16 protein-coding genes and 1 tRNA gene are annotated in these 17,378 nt (G+C 66.4%); 4 read left to right on the top strand and 13 right to left on the bottom strand.

Annotated features, from left to right (window positions below):
* Positions 1–417: 417 nt before the first annotated feature.
* Entirely contained in the window at positions 418–960 is a 543-nt protein-coding gene (locus FA90_RS18625) for a PEP-CTERM sorting domain-containing protein (protein ID WP_036171327.1), read from the top strand.
* A 178-nt stretch (positions 961–1,138) separates the two neighbouring features.
* A complete protein-coding gene (locus FA90_RS18620; protein WP_036171323.1) occupies positions 1,139–3,127 on the top strand; it encodes a helicase-related protein in 1,989 nt (662 codons plus the stop codon).
* A gap of 186 nt (positions 3,128–3,313) precedes the next feature.
* On the opposite strand, the gene FA90_RS18615 is transcribed toward FA90_RS18620, so the two are convergent.
* The 6 genes from FA90_RS18615 to FA90_RS18590 all read right to left on the bottom strand — a co-directional run bounded on the left by FA90_RS18615 (position 3,314) and on the right by FA90_RS18590 (position 7,649).
* Positions 3,314–3,943, bottom strand: a complete 630-nt coding sequence (locus FA90_RS18615) for a hypothetical protein (protein WP_156116767.1) — start codon at positions 3,941–3,943, stop codon at positions 3,314–3,316.
* Between the two features lie 136 nt (positions 3,944–4,079).
* The gene (locus tag FA90_RS18610; protein ID WP_036176298.1) at positions 4,080–4,604 is read right to left on the bottom strand and encodes a peroxiredoxin; all 525 of its coding nucleotides are present in this window, start codon (positions 4,602–4,604) and stop codon (positions 4,080–4,082) included.
* 94 nt (positions 4,605–4,698) lie between these two features.
* Positions 4,699–5,325 (bottom strand): BON domain-containing protein, encoded by a 627-nt coding sequence (locus FA90_RS18605; protein ID WP_036171315.1) that lies wholly within the window; start codon positions 5,323–5,325, stop codon positions 4,699–4,701.
* On the bottom strand, positions 5,315–5,911 hold the full coding sequence (locus FA90_RS18600) for a phosphoheptose isomerase (RefSeq protein ID WP_036171312.1): 597 nt from the start codon (positions 5,909–5,911) through the stop codon (positions 5,315–5,317). The genes FA90_RS18605 and FA90_RS18600 overlap by 11 nt, the downstream gene beginning before the upstream one ends.
* Positions 5,912–6,052: 141 nt before the next feature.
* Complete coding sequence (locus tag FA90_RS18595; RefSeq protein ID WP_036171310.1) at positions 6,053–6,412, bottom strand: YraN family protein; 360 nt, start codon at positions 6,410–6,412, stop codon at positions 6,053–6,055.
* Between the two features lies 1 nt (position 6,413).
* The gene (locus tag FA90_RS18590) at positions 6,414–7,649 is read right to left on the bottom strand and encodes a penicillin-binding protein activator (RefSeq protein WP_197065327.1); all 1,236 of its coding nucleotides are present in this window, start codon (positions 7,647–7,649) and stop codon (positions 6,414–6,416) included.
* A gap of 75 nt (positions 7,650–7,724) precedes the next feature.
* Here FA90_RS18590 and rsmI point away from each other — a divergent pair, with 75 nt between their 5' ends.
* Positions 7,725–8,642: a 16S rRNA (cytidine(1402)-2'-O)-methyltransferase gene (gene rsmI, locus FA90_RS18585; RefSeq protein ID WP_036171308.1), complete on the top strand. Its 918-nt coding sequence runs from the start codon at positions 7,725–7,727 to the stop codon at positions 8,640–8,642.
* Positions 8,643–8,716: 74 nt separating this feature from the next.
* Positions 8,717–8,793: transfer RNA gene (locus FA90_RS18580), tRNA-Pro, on the top strand.
* Positions 8,794–8,861: 68 nt separating this feature from the next.
* Here the strand turns inward: FA90_RS18580 and FA90_RS18575 are convergent.
* The 7 genes from FA90_RS18575 to bioA all read right to left on the bottom strand — a co-directional run bounded on the left by FA90_RS18575 (position 8,862) and on the right by bioA (position 17,339).
* Entirely contained in the window at positions 8,862–9,770 is a 909-nt protein-coding gene (locus FA90_RS18575; protein WP_036171306.1) for a hydroxymethylglutaryl-CoA lyase, read from the bottom strand.
* 17 nt (positions 9,771–9,787) lie between these two features.
* Positions 9,788–10,717 carry a glyoxylate/hydroxypyruvate reductase A gene (locus tag FA90_RS18570; protein WP_036171304.1) on the bottom strand — a complete coding sequence of 310 codons (930 nt, stop codon included), beginning with the start codon at positions 10,715–10,717 and terminating at the stop codon, positions 9,788–9,790.
* A gap of 48 nt (positions 10,718–10,765) precedes the next feature.
* On the bottom strand, positions 10,766–12,814 hold the full coding sequence (locus FA90_RS18565; RefSeq protein WP_036171302.1) for an acetyl/propionyl/methylcrotonyl-CoA carboxylase subunit alpha: 2,049 nt from the start codon (positions 12,812–12,814) through the stop codon (positions 10,766–10,768).
* 80 nt (positions 12,815–12,894) lie between these two features.
* Positions 12,895–13,923, bottom strand: a complete 1,029-nt coding sequence (gene bioB, locus FA90_RS18560; RefSeq protein ID WP_036171301.1) for a biotin synthase BioB — start codon at positions 13,921–13,923, stop codon at positions 12,895–12,897.
* A 10-nt stretch (positions 13,924–13,933) separates the two neighbouring features.
* Positions 13,934–14,758, bottom strand: coding sequence for a dethiobiotin synthase (gene bioD / locus FA90_RS18555; protein ID WP_081933928.1), 825 nt, complete (start codon positions 14,756–14,758; stop codon positions 13,934–13,936).
* Entirely contained in the window at positions 14,755–15,993 is a 1,239-nt protein-coding gene (gene bioF / locus FA90_RS18550) for an 8-amino-7-oxononanoate synthase (protein ID WP_239700822.1), read from the bottom strand. The genes bioD and bioF overlap by 4 nt, the downstream gene beginning before the upstream one ends.
* Positions 15,990–17,339, bottom strand: coding sequence for an adenosylmethionine--8-amino-7-oxononanoate transaminase (gene bioA / locus FA90_RS18545; RefSeq protein ID WP_036171296.1), 1,350 nt, complete (start codon positions 17,337–17,339; stop codon positions 15,990–15,992). Before bioA ends, bioF begins: the two co-directional genes overlap by 4 nt.
* Positions 17,340–17,378 lie beyond the last annotated feature (39 nt).

The raw sequence follows: 17,378 nt of genomic DNA, 5'->3' as shown, positions 1-17,378 counted from the left end.
CCAGCCTCGCGCTTGATCGTGTTTCTTCTTCTTTCCCATCCCACCGATCACAGCCGTCGCACACGACGGTATCGGCGCTCACCGCGTCCTTCCATATGGCTTGATCTGCGTCAGCAGGGCGGTAGTGTCGGTTTTCCTTACATCAAGTAATCAAAAATTCATCTGTTATTTCTTTATGGAAAAATAATAAATACTTTCAAGAAATAATTTAACAGAGTTTGGGAAAATAGTTTCTTTAAGAAATAAAAAGGCTGGCGAAAGTTAACAAAAATGAGAGATTCTTAAATAATTGTCTATTTTCTTTACACTCAGCGACGTAAATCTTGTTGAGTGTAAATAAGTGTTTGTTTTAAATAAGATTTCTTTCCTGGCACGGTAAATGCTTATATGCAAATACCAAAACTAGGAGAAATCTAAATGTCCATCGTCAAACACCTGTTCGCCACCATCGCCCTGTCCACCGCTACCGTCTTTGCTCACGCAAGTGTCTTGACGTATACCCAAACCATCACGCCGTCCAAACAAGTCAAGATCAACAAGAGCGACGTCGACGGTTACGACATCAACTTCGATATTCTGAGCAAAGGTTACAACCCGCTGACCCAGTCCCTGACCAGCGGCGTGCTGACCTTCACCCTGACCGACAACGCAGGCGACGAAAGCTTCGAGTTCGACATCGGTTCCGGTAAGTTCCTGCAAACCTATACCGGCAGCAACGTGCCGAACCACCAGGAAAAGTCCTATACGGTCAACTTGCAAAAATCGCTGGCCGACCTGGCGAAAGACGGCCAGCTGACGGTCAACCTCAGCTCGACCTCTGGCGACTACATTTTCGTCAGCTCGACCCTGACGGCCCAAGCGACCAACCTGGACACGACCACCAACGTCCCGGAACCGGCGTCGCTGGCGCTGATAGGCCTGGGCATGGGCGCGCTCGCACTGCGTCGCCGCAAGAGCTGATCACCTTCGCGGACAGGTTCTGCATTGTCGATGGACGGCCCTGCGGGGCCGTTTGTCATTGGCGGGCCACCGGCGATCCCGCGGCGCATGCCGATCGGTTCCTGGCTGTACCGTGCGTGCGCAGGCGCGGCCGCATCCGCTATAGTGCTGCCATGAAGATTTTGCGTACCAAGCCCATATGAACCATCCACGCCACCACCCCGATACCGACGTCGACGACACCCAGGACGACGACGATTTCCTCACGCGCGAGCTCAAGCTGGACGCGAAAGGCGTCGAGCTGGTCAAGATGGAGGGCCGTGTCTTCCTGCGCTTCTCGGGCGCGGTGCGCGTCGACGGCCTGCACGTCGCGTACCGCCTGGTGCCGGCGCGCGGCGTGCTCGCGAAACCGAGCAAATGGAGAAAGATGGACTTGCTGGCGCGGCGCGAGCTGGTCGAGGAGCGCGCCACGCGCGACGCCATCGACGACCTGAACCAGGAGGTCGAGGAGTTCGTCATCGAGGTGGCCGACCAGTGCGAGGAAGAGGGCTTCGACCCGATGCTGTTCCTGCACGTCCTCGAAGAGCTGGAGACCTCCGAGCCGGCCGAGTATGTGTTCGAGCGCATCCGCCAGCGCCTCGAACACGCGGTCGAGCGCGAGCGCGAGGAACGCTACGCCGCGCGCACCAAGGAAAGCATCAACCTGGCCGAGTACCCGCAATCGTTCGAGGTCGCCAGCAGGATGGGCAGGAAATTCATTGCGCTGCTCGGGCCGACCAATTCCGGCAAGACGCACCGCGCGATGGAACACCTGGCCCAGGCCGGGAGCGGCGTCTACCTGGCGCCGCTGCGCCTGCTGGCGCTGGAAAACTTCGAGCGCCTGCAGAACACCTACAGCGAAGACGGCGAGCCGATCAAGGTCAGCCTGGTCACCGGCGAGGAGCGCCGCCTGGCCGAAGGCGCGACCCACGTCGCCAGCACGGTCGAGATGCTCGACACCCGCACCAAGGTCGAGGTCGCGGTGATCGACGAGATCCAGATGCTGGCCGACCGCGACCGCGGCGCCGCCTGGACCGCGGCCGTGTGCGGCGCGCCGGCCTCGACCGTCTACCTGGTCGGGGCGCCCGAAGCACGACGCGCGATCGAGGCGCTGGCCGCGCGCCTGGAGTGTCCACTGGAAGTGCACGTCTTGAAACGCAAGGCGCCGCTGTCCATGGAGCCGAGCGCCGTGCGCAAGATCCGCAACTTGAAACGCGGCGACGCCGTCATCGCCTTTTCCCGGCGCGACGTACTGATGTGGAGAGACATGATCACCGAGACCGGGCTGTCGGTCGCCACCGTCTACGGCAATCTGTCGCCGGAAGTGCGGCGCGCCCAGGCCGAGCGGTTCCGGGAAGGCCAGGCCGACATCGTGGTCGGCACCGACGCGCTGGCGATGGGCTTGAACATGCCGATCCAGCGCATCGTGATGACCACGGCCGTCAAATACAACGGCGTCGAGGAAGAAGAGATCTCGGCCGCGCTGGCCAAGCAGATCGCCGGGCGGGCAGGGCGCTTCGGCGTGCACGAGGAAGGTTTCGTCGCCGGCTACGACGACGACACCCACCAGATCATGCGCTCGCTGATGAAGGAAAAGATCCCGCCGGTGCCGGCCACCGGGTTCGCGGTCGCGCCTTCGCTCGAGCAGCTGCACCGGATCGCTGCCGTCACCGGCGAGACCTCGCTGGTGAAACTGCTGCGCCGCTTCGTACACAACATCGACGTGCCGGACGGCTTCTTTTATCCGCGCATTACCGAAGAGCAGAACGAGCGCGCCGAGTGGCTCGATACGCTCGACTTGAGCGTGGCCGAAAAGTTCACGCTGTCTCTGGTGCCGGTCTCGACCCGGGTGCCGGCGCTGGAAAACGCCTGGTCGCACTGGGCGCAGTCGCTGGCCAAGAAGCGCGTCTGCAAGCTCGAACCGCAGCCGCAGGAACTGTTCTGGAAGAACCTGCAGGAAGTCGAAGACACCTGCCGGATGTACTCGGCCTATGCCTGGCTCGGCTACCGCATGCCGGACTATTTCCCGAGCGTCGAGGAAGCCCAGCAGCTGGCGCGCGAAGCGTCCGAGCGCGTCGATTCGCTGCTGCAGCAGCAGAACGCGGCGGCGCGCAAGAAACAGTCCAAGCGCGAACGGGCGCGCTGGTAAGCCTGTCGCGCGCGCGCCTGCATCCGCGCGCGCGCATGCAGGCGCACAAGGCTCAGGCCGGCTTGCTCGACCGCCAGCGTGGTGTTGGCGCTGTCCATGGCGTCCTCCATCGATCGTACGATGCGCACAGCTTACCGCCGCCGGCGTCGGCGTGCGCATCGCGTCAACGACCGTGCGCAGGCAAGGCTAAGGCAGGCACTGCGCCGCGATGCCGGTGCCGCCCAGGCCGACCACGTCGACGTCCGACGGCGGCGCCCCGTTGCCGAGCACCACGGCCTGGACGCCCTCGTAGCGCAATGGCAGCTGATCGCCGGAATAATCGGGCAAGCCGCGCGGGATGTAGATCGCGAAACGCACATTCAGATCCGGGTGATACCCATGCCGGAACACCGGGTTCGGCAGATTCGAGCCGATCTCGGCGGCGATGGCGTCGGCGAGGGCGCGCGTGTCGGCGCGCTTGTTCAGCTCGACCGAGTCGTCCAGGCGCAGCGTGTACGGGCGCAGCGGGCCGAAGCGCTGCTTGCCGTACTCGACGCGGAAGCGGTCGAGGTCGACATAAAAGCTGGGGATGCGCGCGCCGGTGGCATCCAGGCTGCACAGCAGGAACACCGCCCAGAAGCCTTCCGATTGCAGCGGCAGCACCGACTGCACCGGCTCGCCGCGGCCCGGCACCTCGACCTGGACGCTGAAATTGATCTGGTGGACGTTGGCGACGTGCTGGTAATGCAGCACCACGGTATCGTGCCGATGCGGCGCGGCGCCGCTGCAGGCCGCCAGCGACAGCAGCGTGAGGACAGAAACGAAAGGGTAGCGCATCGCAAGCTCCTTTGCCATCGCAGTGTGGAACAGGGGAAGCGGGCGCGTCAAGCTTGGATCAAGCTGGCGTTCCGGGCTTGCGGGATGTCAGGCGTGCGCGAGTATGCGCGCGGGCGCGGGCGTTGTCAGCCGCTTTTCAGCCCGTACTCAGCGACTTTTGCAGCAGCGCGTGCAGCGAGGCGAAATCGGGTTCGCCCAGGTAGCGCTTGAGGATCTTGCCATCCTTGCCGATGACGAAGGTGGTCGGCGTCATCTCGACGTTGCCGAACTGCTTGGCCAGGTCGCCGCCGGAATCGAGGGCGACGGTGAACGGCAGCTTGCGCGTCTGCGTGTAGTTCAGCACGTAGTCGGGACGGTCGTAGTTCATCGCCACGGCGACGAATTGCAGGCCCTGGTCCTTGAACTTGTTGTAGGTCTCGACCATCTGCGGCATCTCGTGCATGCAGGTGGTGCAGGAGGTAGCCCAGAAGTTGACCATCACGACCTTGCCGCGCAAGTCCTGCGTGTTGATCTTCTGGCCGGCGATGCTGATGAAGGTGACGTCGGGCGCGCTCGGCTGGTGACCGAAGGCGGCCGTGCCGATGCCGGCGATGGCCAGCACCACGGCGCCGATGGCGGCCGGTTTGATCCAGGAACGGGAAGGCGCGGAAGAAGCGGTCATGATTGATTCGTCCATCGTGGGGCCCGGCGGGCAGCGCATCGATTATAGACGCGCCGCCGGTTTGCTGCTCGGGCCGCTCCGTGTTGCCGACGCGTCAGGACGCGCGGGCCGGCTCCAGCGTGCGCACGTCTTCTTCGCTGATGTATTCGAACATCTTGACGACGCGCATCACGCCCGACACGCCCTGGGCGACCTGGGCCGCGATATTGCCTTCGCGCTGGGTCACCATGCCCATCAGGTAGACCGTACCGCGCTCGGTGACGACCTTGATCGAGGTCGCCTTGATGGTCTTCTTGTCGGCCAGGCTGAGTTTGACCTTGCTGGTGATCAGGGTGTCGCTCGAACGCGAGGTATAGCTCGACGGTCCGGCGATTTCCAGTTCGTCCATCACGGTCTCGACGTTGGCGATGCTGCGCACCTCGTCCGCGACCGCGCGCTTCATCCCCGCGTCGCGCACTTCGCCGGTCACCAGCACCTTGCGGTTGTAGCTGGTGACGTTGACGTGGCCGGCGTCGCCGACGATGTTCGGCAGCCGGGTCGCCGCCTTGACCTCGATGCCCTCGTCTTCGGTCTGTGTGCCGATGGTGCGGCGGTCCGAGCTGGCGAGCGCGCCACCGACGGCGGCGCCGGCGAACAGGGCGACGCAGCCGCCCAGCTGCGACAGCAGGGCCGCGCACAGCACGGCCTTGGACAGGGGGGCCAGCAGATTCTTAACTTGCATCTTCTTCTCCAAACAGGGCGACGTCCAGGCCGTCGCAGATACTGTGGATCGCCACCAGGTGAACTTCCTGGATGCGCGCCGTGCGCGAATGCGGCACGTTGATGTGGACGTCGGCATCGGTCAGCATCTGCGCCAGCTTGCCGCCATCCTTGCCGGTCAGGGCGACCACGCGCATCTCGCGCTCGAGCGCCGCTTCCACCGCCGCCACCACGTTGCCGGAATTGCCCGAGGTCGAGATCGCCAGCAGGACGTCGCCGGCCTGGCCGAACGCTTGCACCTGCTTGCTGAAGATCTCGTTGAAGCTGTAGTCGTTGGCGACCGCGGTGATGATCGAGGTGTCGGTCGTCAGCGAGATGGCCGGCAGCGGGAAACGCTCGCGCTCGAAGCGCCCGACCAGTTCGGCGGCGAAGTGCTGCGCGTCGCCGGCCGAGCCGCCGTTACCGCAGGCAAGGATCTTGTTGCCATTCGAAAGCGCATTGAACATCAGCTCAATCGCTTCGGAAATGGGTTGTGCGAGGGCCGCAGCCGACTTCAACTTGAGTTCGGCGCTTTCCTGGAAATGGGCGAGGATGCGTTGAGTATTCATGGTCGAGGATTATAGTGCAGTGGCAATGCACAACGATCAAGGGCAGCAAAAAATGCTTACACTTGCAAGGCTGATCACACCTCGGCAGGCGCATGTGTTGTACGTCCGTCGCAGGCCCGCTGTCGCGCGGCCCGGTGCTGTTCAAGCCTCGATGGCGTTGCGGATCCACTCGACACTGCGCCCGTCGATGGCGACCACGTCGAAGCGGCAGGGCGGCAGGCGCTGCAAACGCTGCAGGTAGACCTGGGCGGCGCGCACCAGTCTGCGGATCTTGGCCGGCGTGATGCTGGCCGCCGCCGACACCTGGCTGCCGGCGGCGCGCTGGCGCACCTCGACGAACACCAGCGTCGCGCCGTCGCGCATGACCAGGTCGATCTCGCCCAGCTTGCAGCGGAAGTTTGATTCGATCATGACCAGGCCGTGGCGCTCGAGGTAGACGCGGGCAGCTTCTTCCCACGACTTGCCGCGCTCCTGCGGCTGCGACAGGCGACCGGACCACATCTCAGCGGCCTTGCTCGACCGCTTCGAACACGCCCTGGCGGTAGATGGCTGCCGCTTCGCGCCGGTGCAGCCGGCCACTGCCCTCGAAGGCTTCGAGCCGCCCGGTGACCCCGTCGATCTTGAACGATGCGCCCGGATGCAGGGCGAGCTGGCGCGCCAGCAGGAACGCGTCGATACCGAGCGCGTACAGGCGGTCCATGTCGAGCGGCTGTTCGCTGTTCAGGGCGCGCGGGTAGACCATCACCGAGGCCTCGTCGGGCCGCACCATCCAGGGAAGGTCGAGCAGGCGCACGCCGTCCAGTTCGGCGAACTCGGCGCCGGCGGCGCGCCCCGGATTGGCGGCGCCGCCGGCATAGCAGGGCACTGCGGTGCCGGTGGCGCGGCGCACCTGGCGCAGCTCGGCGACGTCGAGCGCGGCGAACACCAGCGCCGGCGGATCGATTTCCAGGCGCGTGCGCAGCGCGTCGATGCCGGCTTGCTCGACCCGGCCGTTGGTGGACGGGATGGCGGCGTTCTGGCCGGTGTGGCCGAGCTGCTCCCAGCGCGCGTTGAACGCAGCGGCGGCGCGCTGCGACCAGGCGGCGTTGCCGGTCAGGACCAGCGCGCGGCCCTGCGGATGTTCGCGCGCCGCCCACTCGGCGATCTGGCGCGCCTCGTCCTCGACCGACAGGCCGGCGACCAGCAGCGCGCGCGGCAGCGGGCCGCGTCCTTCCGGATAGTTCAGCGCGACGGTCGGTTTGGTCACGCCATTGGCGGCAACCAAGGCCGTCACCGCCGGGCGCGCCAGCGGACCGACCACGATGTCGCTGGCGGCAGCCGCGCGCGCGTAGGCCTCGAGCGCATCCTGCGGCGTATCGCCGGTCGAGACCAGCTCGACCTTGAAACCGGCGCCGTCGCGCTCGGCACCGGCCATGAAGCCGCTGCGCACGGCCTCGGCGGCCGCCGTCAGGGTGGCCGAGCGCGTCGGCAGCAGCAGGGCGATGCGGATTGGCGTCGCGGGTGTGGCGTTGGTGCTGGCGGATGCGTTGCCGGCGGTGGTGGCGGTGGTGGATGCGGCGGCATCGGCAGCGTTGGCGGCATCGGCATTGCGGCGCGCGGCCGCAGCCTGCCTTGCCGCCGCGGCGAGTTCCGGATCGGCGGCCGTCGTGGCCGCACTTGTGTTTGCGCCATCCGGCGCGCACAATCGCTCCCGTTCCTCGCAGGGGCCGGCCCATGCAGGACTTGCGGCGGCCAGCATGAGCAGCGCCGCAAGGCAGGCAATGCACCCGATGCAGCGGGCCTCGAGACTTTTTATCAGCATCCGATCCCCAACATGACAGAAATTCAGTCCAGCCAGATTGCCCAACTGCCCGTCATGGGCGAGGCCGCCCAGCAAAGCTATCCTACCGCAACGCTTTACGTGGTGGCCACACCCATCGGCAACGTCACCGACATCACGTTGCGCGCGCTGCAGGTGCTGCTGCTGGCCGACGTGGTCGCCTGCGAGGACACGCGCAAGACCGGCGCATTGCTGACGCGCTTCGGTTTAAACAAGCACATGGTGGCCGCGCACCAGCACAACGAACGCGAAGCCGCCGACAAATTAATCCAGCGCCTGCGCGCCGGCGAGCGCGTGGCGCTGGTGTCCGACGCCGGCACGCCGGCCGTGTCCGACCCCGGCGCGCGCATCGTCGACGCGGTGCGCGCGGCCGGCCTGCACGTGGTGCCGGTGCCGGGCGCATCGGCCTCGGTCACGGCGCTCTCGGCCAGCGGGCTGCTGAACGACCGCTTCTATTTTGTCGGGTTTTTACCGGCCAAGGCCAAGCAGCGCGAAGCGGAACTGGCCGCGCTCAAGGGCGTGAATGCGACCCTCGTGTTCTATGAGGCACCGCATCGCATCGTCGACTGTGTTCAATCCCTGGTGGCCGCGTTCGAGCCGACGCGCCAGGTCGTATTCGCGCGCGAGCTCACCAAGTTGTTCGAAGAGATCCACCGCTGCACCTTGCAGGAGGCGCTGGCCTGGGTGAAAGCCGACGCCAACCGCGAGCGCGGCGAGTTCGTGGTGCTGGTCGACGCGGCGCCCCCGGCTGGCGACGCCGAGGACCAGGACGCCGAGCGCATCCTGCAGATCCTGCTGTCGGAATGTTCGGTCAAGCAGGCAGCGAACCTGGCGGCGCAGATCACCGGCAAGAAGAAAAACGCCTTGTACGAGCGGGCCTTGCAGCTCAAGAACGACGGCGCGGACGACTAATCGACGAATAAGCGACGCCACGTTACAAGCTTTCCTTGACCGCGACGCCATCGGGCGGTTATGATGGTTGCCTTCGGAGTGTAGCGCAGCCCGGTAGCGCATCTGGTTTGGGACCAGAGGGTCCAAGGTTCGAATCCTTGTACTCCGACCAGTTTCAGGAAAGGCCGACAGTTCGCTGTCGGCCTTTTTCATTTGTCAGAGCCTCGTCGGCCCTGGCGCTCAGCTGGCTCTCTTGGCCAGCAGCGCATTGCCGGCCCGGCTCGCGCCCTTGCGGCCGAGTTGCTGCGAGATGAAGGCGCCGGCGTCCACCACCTGGTCGAGATCGATGCCGGTCCGGATGCCCAGGCCATCGAGCATGTAGACCACGTCCTCGGTCGCGACGTTGCCGGTCGCACCCTTCGCATACGGGCAGCCGCCCAGTCCCGATACCGACGAATGAAAGATTGCTACGCCCAGCTCCAGGCTGGCGTAGATGTTGGCCAGCGCCTGGCCGTAGGTGTCGTGGAAGTGGCCGGAGATGCGCGCCAGGTCGAAGGCGTTGGCTGCGGTCTCCATCACCGCCTGGGTCTTGCGCGGCGTCGCCACGCCGATGGTGTCGGCGATGTCGATCTCGTCGCAGCCCAGGTCGCGCATGCGCCGTACCACGTCGGCCACCGCGTCGAGCGGCACCTCGCCCTGGTAGGGGCAGCCGAAGGCGCAGCTGATCGAACCGCGCAGGCGCAGGCCGCTGGCCTTGGCGGCGGCGGCCACCGGTTCGAAGCGCGCGATCGATTCGGCGATCGAGCAGTTGATGTTCTTTTGCGAGAACGCTTCCGAGGCCGAACCGAAGATCACGACCTCGTCGGCCCTGGCGGCCAGCGCCGCCTCGAAACCCTGCATGTTCGGCGTCAGCGCCGAATACAGCGTTCCCGGATGGCGCGCGATGCCGGCCATGACCTCGCGGCTGGTCGCCATCTGCGGCACCCACTTCGGCGAGACGAACGAGGCCGCCTCGATGTTCGCGAAACCGGCGCGCGACAGGCGGTCGACCAGTTCGATTTTCACGGCCGCGCTGAGCGCTTCCTTTTCGTTTTGCAGGCCGTCGCGCGGGCCGACTTCGACGATCTTGACGTTGCTGGGCAGGTTCATGGTCTCAAACTCCTGAATCAGTATCCGCGGGTGCGGTCGACGACGTCGGCGACGGTCTCTCCGCGTTCGAGCAGCCCGATCTTGTGGACGATCTGGCGCACGGCGTCCTCGCGCAGCGTGAGCGCCGACACGTGCGGCGTGATGGTGATGCGCGGTTCGTTCCAGAACGGGTGCGGCGCGGGCAGCGGTTCGTTGCGGAACACGTCGAGCGTGACCCCGGCGATGTGGCCGGCGCGGATCAGCGCGAGCAGGTCCGGCTCGGCAACCTGGGCCCCGCGCGCCACGTTGATCAGGTAGGCGCCCGCAGGCAGCCTGGACAGGTGGGCGCGGTCGAGCAGGTTGTTGGTCTCCGGCGTCAGCGGCAGCAGCGAGACCAGCACGCGCGTGCCGGACAGGAAGGCGTCGAGCGTCTCCATGCCGGCGTAGCATTCGACGCCCGGCAAGTCCTTGGGCGTGCGGCTCCAGCCGCGCACCGGAAAGCCGAGCTGGCGCAGTGCGCGCAGCACCGGCACGCCGAGTTTGCCGAGCCCCAGCACGCCGACCGTGAATTCGCTTTTCACATGCGGCGTCAAGGCTTCCCAGATGCCGTCGCGCGCCTGCCGCTCGTACTCGTCGAAGCGGCGGAAGTAGCGCAGCACCGCGTGCACGACGTATTCCACCATCTGCTCGGCCATGCCGGCATCGCCCAGGCGCACGATCGGCACCTCGGGCAGGGCGTCGCCGAACTTCAGCAAGGCGTCGACGCCGGCGCCCATGAGGAAGATCGCTTTGACTTGCGCGAGCTGCTCGAGCAGCGCCGGCGTGGGCGCCCAGATCACGGCGTAGTCGCAGCGCTCGACCGGCTGGCCTTCACGCCACGGCACGGTCTCGGCCTCGGGCAGGGCGGCTTCGAAATCGCGCGCCCAGGGTTCGACGATGCCGTCGTTTCTGTACAAAAGTATCCGCATGTCTTCCCTCTTTTTATTATTTATACGGTTTATTTGGTATGGTCGGATTTATGCAGCCGCCTTGAATGCAAGAAGTGGCGCGCCGTCCGCCACCTGGTCCCCGACCTGATACAGGATCTCCTCGACCAGGCCGTCGCTCGGCGCGGCGATCGTGTGCTCCATCTTCATCGCTTCCATGATGACCAGCGGTTCGCCCTTTTTCACGCTCTGGCCATTGGCCGCGACCACCGCGACCACCTTGCCCGGCATCGGCGCGGTCAGGCGTCCGCCCGCGGCTTCGGTGTCGCCGGCGTGCGCCAGCGGATCGTTCCAGGTCAGCGCGTGATGCCGTCCGTTGGCGAACACGTGGATCACGTCGCCTTCACGCAGTACGCTGCCCTGCAGCGCGGCACCGTCGAGCCGGATCGCATAGCGCCCAGCCTGGCGCGACACCAGCGCGAGCGGATGCGCATTGCCATCCAGCTCGAGCACCCAGCCGTGCGGGCGGTAGGCCAGGCCGATTTGATACGCCTTGGCGTCCAGCGTCGCCGCATAGTCATCCGCGAACGACAGGCGGCGGCGATAATCGCCGTTCATGCGCCAGCCATGGGCGCTGGTCCACGGATCGGCGGGGTTGTGTGCGTGCGCCTGCACGGCGGCCTGGGTTTGCTCGGCGTCGAGCAGGGCCAGCGCGGCCAGCGCCAGCACGCCGGCCGGGACCGGCGCCGGCGGCGGGAACAGCGTCGCCCCGTTCCGCTCGATCAGGCCGGTGTCGAGGTCGGCGCCGGCAAAGGCATCGCCTTCGACCAGGCGTTTCAAGAAGCCGATGTTGGTCGCCAGCCCGACGATGTGGAACTCGGACAGCGCCTGCGCCATGCGCGCGAGCGCCTGCGCGCGATCCGCGCCCCAGACGATCAGCTTGGCGATCATCGGGTCGTAGAACGGAGAAATGGCATCGCCCTGGCGCACGCCCGAATCGATGCGCACGCCGGCAGGCTGCCCGGTCACGCCGCCCAGCTCGAACGCCACGTGCGCCGGTACGTCCATGTGGCGCAGCGTGCCGATCGACGGCAGGAAACCTTTTTCGGGGTTCTCGGCGTAGACGCGCGCCTCGATCGCGTGGCCGTTGATCGCCAGTTCCTGCTGCTGCCTCGGCAGCGGCTGGCCGGCTGCGACGCGCAGCTGCCATTCGACCAGATCGAGCCCGGTGATCATCTCGGTGACCGGGTGCTCGACCTGCAGGCGCGTGTTCATCTCCATGAAGTAGAACGAGCCGTCCTGGTTGGCGATGAATTCGACCGTGCCCGCGCCGACGTAGCCGACCGCGCGTGCGGCCGCCACCGCGGCCTCGCCCATTGCGGCGCGGCGCTCGGGCGGCATGCCGGGCGCCGGCGCTTCTTCCAGCACTTTCTGGTGACGGCGCTGCACCGAGCAATCGCGCTCGTGCAGGTAGACGCAGTTGCCGTGCGTGTCCGCGAACACCTGGATCTCGATGTGGCGCGGACGCGTCAGGTATTTTTCGACCAGCACCTTGTCGTCACCGAAGGAACTGATCGCTTCCCGCTTGCACGAGGCCAGCGCGGCCTGGAAATCTTCCGAGCGCTCGACCACGCGCATGCCCTTGCCGCCGCCGCCGGCGCTGGCCTTGAGCAGTACCGGATAGCCGATGCGGTTGGCTTCGGATTGCAGCAGCTCGGGATCCTGGTCGTCGCCGTGGTAACCGGGCACCAGCGGCACGTTGGCATGTTCCATCAGCTGCTTGGCCGCGGATTTCGATCCCATCGCGCGCATCGACGAACCCGGCGGGCCGATGAAGACCAGGCCGGCGGCTTCGCAATTTTCCGCGAACTCGGCGTTCTCGGACAGGAAACCGTAGCCCGGGTGGATCGCCTGGGCGCCGGTGGCGCGCGCGACCTCGATGATCTTGTCGCCGCGCAGGTAGCTGTCCTTGGCGGCGGCCGGTCCGATCAAGATCGCCTCATCGCAGACCGCGACGTGCTTCGCGCCGGCGTCGGCTTCGGAATAGACGGCAACGGTCTTGATGCCGAGGCGGCGCGCGGTGGCCGCGACCCGGCAGGCGATTTCGCCACGGTTGGCGATGAGGATCTTGGTGAACATGGTTGTCTCGTGTCTTTTATGATTATGACTTCGATCACGCGGCCCGATCTGCGCCGGGCCGCGTGTCTATGCTTGCGGTCTCAGCACCCGCAGCTTTCCTTCTGCACCGACTCCAGCGTGTTCGCGCGGGTCTTGAGGCCCAGCTTGTCGAGCAGTGCGCGGTCGTCGTCGGCTTCCGGATTGCCGGTGGTGAGCAGCTTGTCGCCGTAGAAAATCGAGTTGGCGCCGGCCATGAAGCACATCGCCTGCACCGCTTCGCCCAGCTCGCGCCGGCCGGCCGACAAACGCACGCGCGCCTTCGGCATCGTGATGCGCGCCACCGCGATGGTGCGCACGAACTCGATCGGGTCCAGCTTCGGCAGGCCGTGCAGCGGGGTGCCCTCGACCTGCACCAGGTGGTTGACCGGCACCGATTCCGGATACGGGTTCATGTTGGCCAGCTGGGCGATCAGGCCGGCGCGCTGCTCGCGCGTCTCGCCCATGCCGACGATGCCGCCGCAGCAGATTTTCAGGCCGGCGTCGCGCACGCGGCCGAGCGTGTCCAGGCGGTCCTGGTACTGGCGCGTCGAAATCACGTCGCCGTAGAAGTCGGGCGAGGTGTCGATGTTGTGGTTGTAGAAGTCCAGGCCCGCCTGTTTCAGCTGTTCTGCTTGTCCCTCTTCGAGCATGCCCAGCGTCGCGCAGGTTTCCATGCCCAGCGCTTTTACCTCGCGCACCATCGCCTCGACCTTTTCCATGTCGCGCTCTTTCGGGCTGCGCCAGGCGGCGCCCATGCAGAAGCGGGTCGCGCCGTTGGCCTTGGCTTCGCGTGCGGCGGCCAGCACGGTGTCGAGTTCGAGGATCTTCTTGGCTTCGACCCCGGTGTCGTAGCGCGCGGCCTGCGGGCAGTAGCCGCAGTCTTCTTCGCAGCCGCCGGTCTTGATCGACAGCAGGGTGGCCAGTTCGACGTCGCCGTCGGGGAATTCGGCGCGGTGGACTTCCTGCGCGCGGAACATCAGTTCAGGCAGCGGCAGCGCGAACAGAGCCTGCACCTCGGCCAGCGGCCAGGTAGCGTTCTTGGACAGCGAAGCCGGGGTGGCCGGCGGGTACAGGGTGACAACTTGGGACATCTCTATTTCCTTAGTGTTTGGCCGGCCATCCAGGCAGGCTCGATAAATCGATGAAGGCCGCTGCGTCGGCGGCCGTCGGGTTGTCCAGGCGCGGCACGCGGCCCAGCAGCGGGGCGGGCAGGCGGCGCTGCAGTTCTTCGATATTCTCGTCGGCGAAGCGCATGTGCGGGTCGACCTGGTTGGCGACCCAGCCGGCCAGCACCAGGCCGCGTGTGATGATCGCCTCGGCGCTCAGGATCGCGTGGCTGATGCAGCCCAGGCGCATGCCGACCACCAGGACGACGGGCAGGCCGAGCTGCACCGCCAGGTCGGCGCTGTCGAAGGTGTCGGTAAACGGCACGCAGAAGCCGCCGACGCCTTCGACCACGGTGGCGTCCGAGGCCGCGAGGATCTCGGCGTAGGCGGTCAGGATCGTGACCGGGTCGATGGTGACGTTTTCCAGCGCCGCGGCGATGTGCGGCGCGCACGGTTCGCGCAGCATGAACGGCGTCGTGATCGACTGCGGCAGGTGCACGTTACCGGCCGCGCGCAGCATGTCGGCGTCCTCGTTGTGCAGCTGGCCATCCGCGCCGATGTCCGCGCCGGCGGCGATCGGCTTCATGCCGCAGGCGCGCTGGCCGATCTCGACCAGCTTGTGCAGGATCGCGCTGGTGATCAAGGTCTTGCCGATCTCGGTGTCGGTGCCGGTGACGAAGCAGGCGAAGCGGGTCGGCACGCCTTCGGCAGCCAGCGGCGCCGGCACGGTCAGCGGGGCCGCAGCCGTGCTCGGAGCCCTTGCGGGAATGGCCACGCCGGATTCGCCGCCAGGCGATGGTTCGGGGTCAATCAGGGTCATGCCTGGCTCCTTTGCGTATTGAGTTCGAACTGCTCGGCTTCAAGCGTATTCAGCGCCGCCGCGAGCTGGGCGACGTCGTCCTGCGTATGCGCCGCGCACAGCGTCACGCGCAGGCGCGCGGTGCCCGCCGCCACGGTCGGCGGCCGGATCGCCGGCACCCACAGGCCTTGCTCGTGCAGTCTGCTTGAGGCGGCCAGCGCCTCGTCGTTGGCGCCGATCACGATCGGCTGGATCGCGGTGCCGGACGGCAGGCGCTGCCAACGGATGAGCGCCAGGGCGTCATCCAGCTCGGCGATGCGCGCCTGCAGCGCCGCACGGCGTTCGCGGCCTTCGTCTCCCGCGATGATAGCAAGGCTGGCGAGCAGCGCATGCGCCAGCGCCGGCGGGGCGGCCGTGGTGTAGATATAGGGGCGGGCGCGCTGCAGCACCAGTTCGACCACGCTGTCGTGCGCAGCGACGAAGGCGCCGCCGACGCCGGCCGCCTTGCCGAGCGTGCCGACGTAGACCAGGTTGGGCGAGCGCAGGTCGAAATGTTCGAGCGCGCCGCGGCCGTTCGCGCCCAGCACGCCGAAGCCGTGCGCATCGTCGACCACCAGCCAGGCGCCATGGCGCTCGCACAGGCCCAGGAGTTCGGGCAGCGGCGCCAGGTCGCCGTCCATGCTGAACACGCTGTCGGTGACGACGATCTTGGTGGGCGCGTCGCTGGCGATCAGCTGGGCTTCCAGCGCGCGCACGTCTCCGTGCGGGTACACGCTCACGCGCGCACGCGCGAGGCGGGCGCCGTCGATCAGCGAGGCGTGGTTGAGCGCCTCCGAGAAGATCATCGCGTCCGTGCTGTTCCCCAGCGCCGTGAGCACGGCCAGGTTGGCCATGTAGCCGGTGCAGAAGTACAGTGCGCGCGCCTGCTCCAGGTGCGGCGCCTCGAACGCGGCCAGCGCGTCTTCCAGCAGCGCATGCGCACGACTGTGGCCCGAGACCAGGTGCGAGGCCCCGCTGCCGGCGCCGTACAGCGTCGCGCCTTCGCGCAGCGCGTCGACCACGGCCGGGTGCGCGGCCAGGCCGAGGTAATCGTTGCTGCAAAAGGCCAGCAGCTCGCGCCCGTCGACGATCTGGCGCGGCGCCGCCGGCGACTCGGCATGGCGGCGCTTGCGCAGCAGGCTGCGCCCGAGCAGCTCGTCGAGCTGGGCCTGCACGCCGGCGATCAGGTCGCGGTTGTTGGGGACGTCCATTTTCATGCGGCGATCACCGACTCGAAGGTTTTGCGGGTGCGCGCGGCCAGGCCGGCGAGTTCTTCGTCGTCCAGCACGTACGGCGGCATCAGGTAGACGGTGCGGCCGATCGGGCGCAGCATCAGTTCGTTTTCCAGCGCAGTGGTGAAGAAGCGGCGCGCGAAGGTCGACGCCCGCTTGCTGTCCGGCTCGACCGCGTCGAAGGCGAGGATCATGCCGCGCTGGCGGAAATGGGTGACACGCTCGTGCTCGAGCAGCGGCGCCATTTCCAGCATCAGGCGGGTCGCGGTCTCGCGGTTCTTGGTGATGACGTCGTCTTCCTTGAAAATCTGCAGCGTGGCCAGCGCGGCGCGGCAGGCCAGCGCATTGCCGGTGTACGAGTGCGAGTGCAGGAAGCCGCGCGTGATGTCTTCGCTATAAAAGCCTTCGTAGATCTTGTCAGTGCTGAGCACCAGCGACAGCGGCAGGTAGCCGCCGCTGATGCCTTTCGACAGGCACAGGAAGTCGGGCCAGATCGCGGCCTGCTCGCAGGCGAAGAAGGTGCCGGTGCGGCCGCATCCGACCGCGATCTCGTCGGCGATCAGGTGCACGTGGTGCTTGTCGCACAGCTCGCGCAGGCGCTGCAGGTACATCGGGTCGTGCATCGCCATGCCGGTCGCGCACTGCACCAGCGGCTCGACGATGATGGCGGCGATGGTGTCGGCGCTTTGCTCGAACAGCGCTTCGACGTCCTTGATCGCGCGGCGCGCCACGTCCTGGGCGGATTCGCCATCGACCGCGTTGCGCGCGTCCGGCGACGCCACCGTGCGCGCGGCGCGCAGCAGCGGACCGTAGGCATCCTTGAACAGCGCGACGTCGGTCACGGCCAGCGCACCGATGGTCTCGCCGTGGTACGAGCCCTGCAGGCAAACGAACTCCTGCTTTTTCGGATAGCCGGCGTTGCGCCAATAATGAAAACTCATCTTGAGCGCGATCTCGACCGCCGAGGCGCCGTCCGACGCATAAAACGCATGACCGAGCGCGTGGCCGGTCAGTTCGGACAGCTGCTCGGACAGCTCGACCACCGGCTCGTGCGTGAAACCGGCCAGCATCGCGTGCTCGAGCTTGTCGAGCTGGTCCTTCAGGGCGGCGTTGATGCGCGGGTTGGCGTGGCCGAACAAATTGACCCACCACGAGCTGATGCCGTCCAGGTAGCGCCGGCCTTCATGGTCGTACAGCCACGGTCCCTTGGCATGGCTGACGGCGATCAGCGGCACCTCTTCGTGGTGCTGCATTTGCGTGCATGGATGCCAGACGCTGCGCAGGCTGCGCGCGATCCAGTCGGATGAGCTTTGGCGGGTCGGGTGAGTCAAAATGATTCCTAACGATCTAAACTAAATAAACTATTTACT

It is taken from the genome of Massilia sp. 9096, from assembly GCF_000745265.1.
Classification (GTDB): Bacteria; Pseudomonadota; Gammaproteobacteria; order Burkholderiales; family Burkholderiaceae_D; genus Telluria.
The sequence above is the reverse complement of the archived record's forward strand: the minus strand, read 5'-3'. Positions and strand labels throughout refer to the sequence as shown.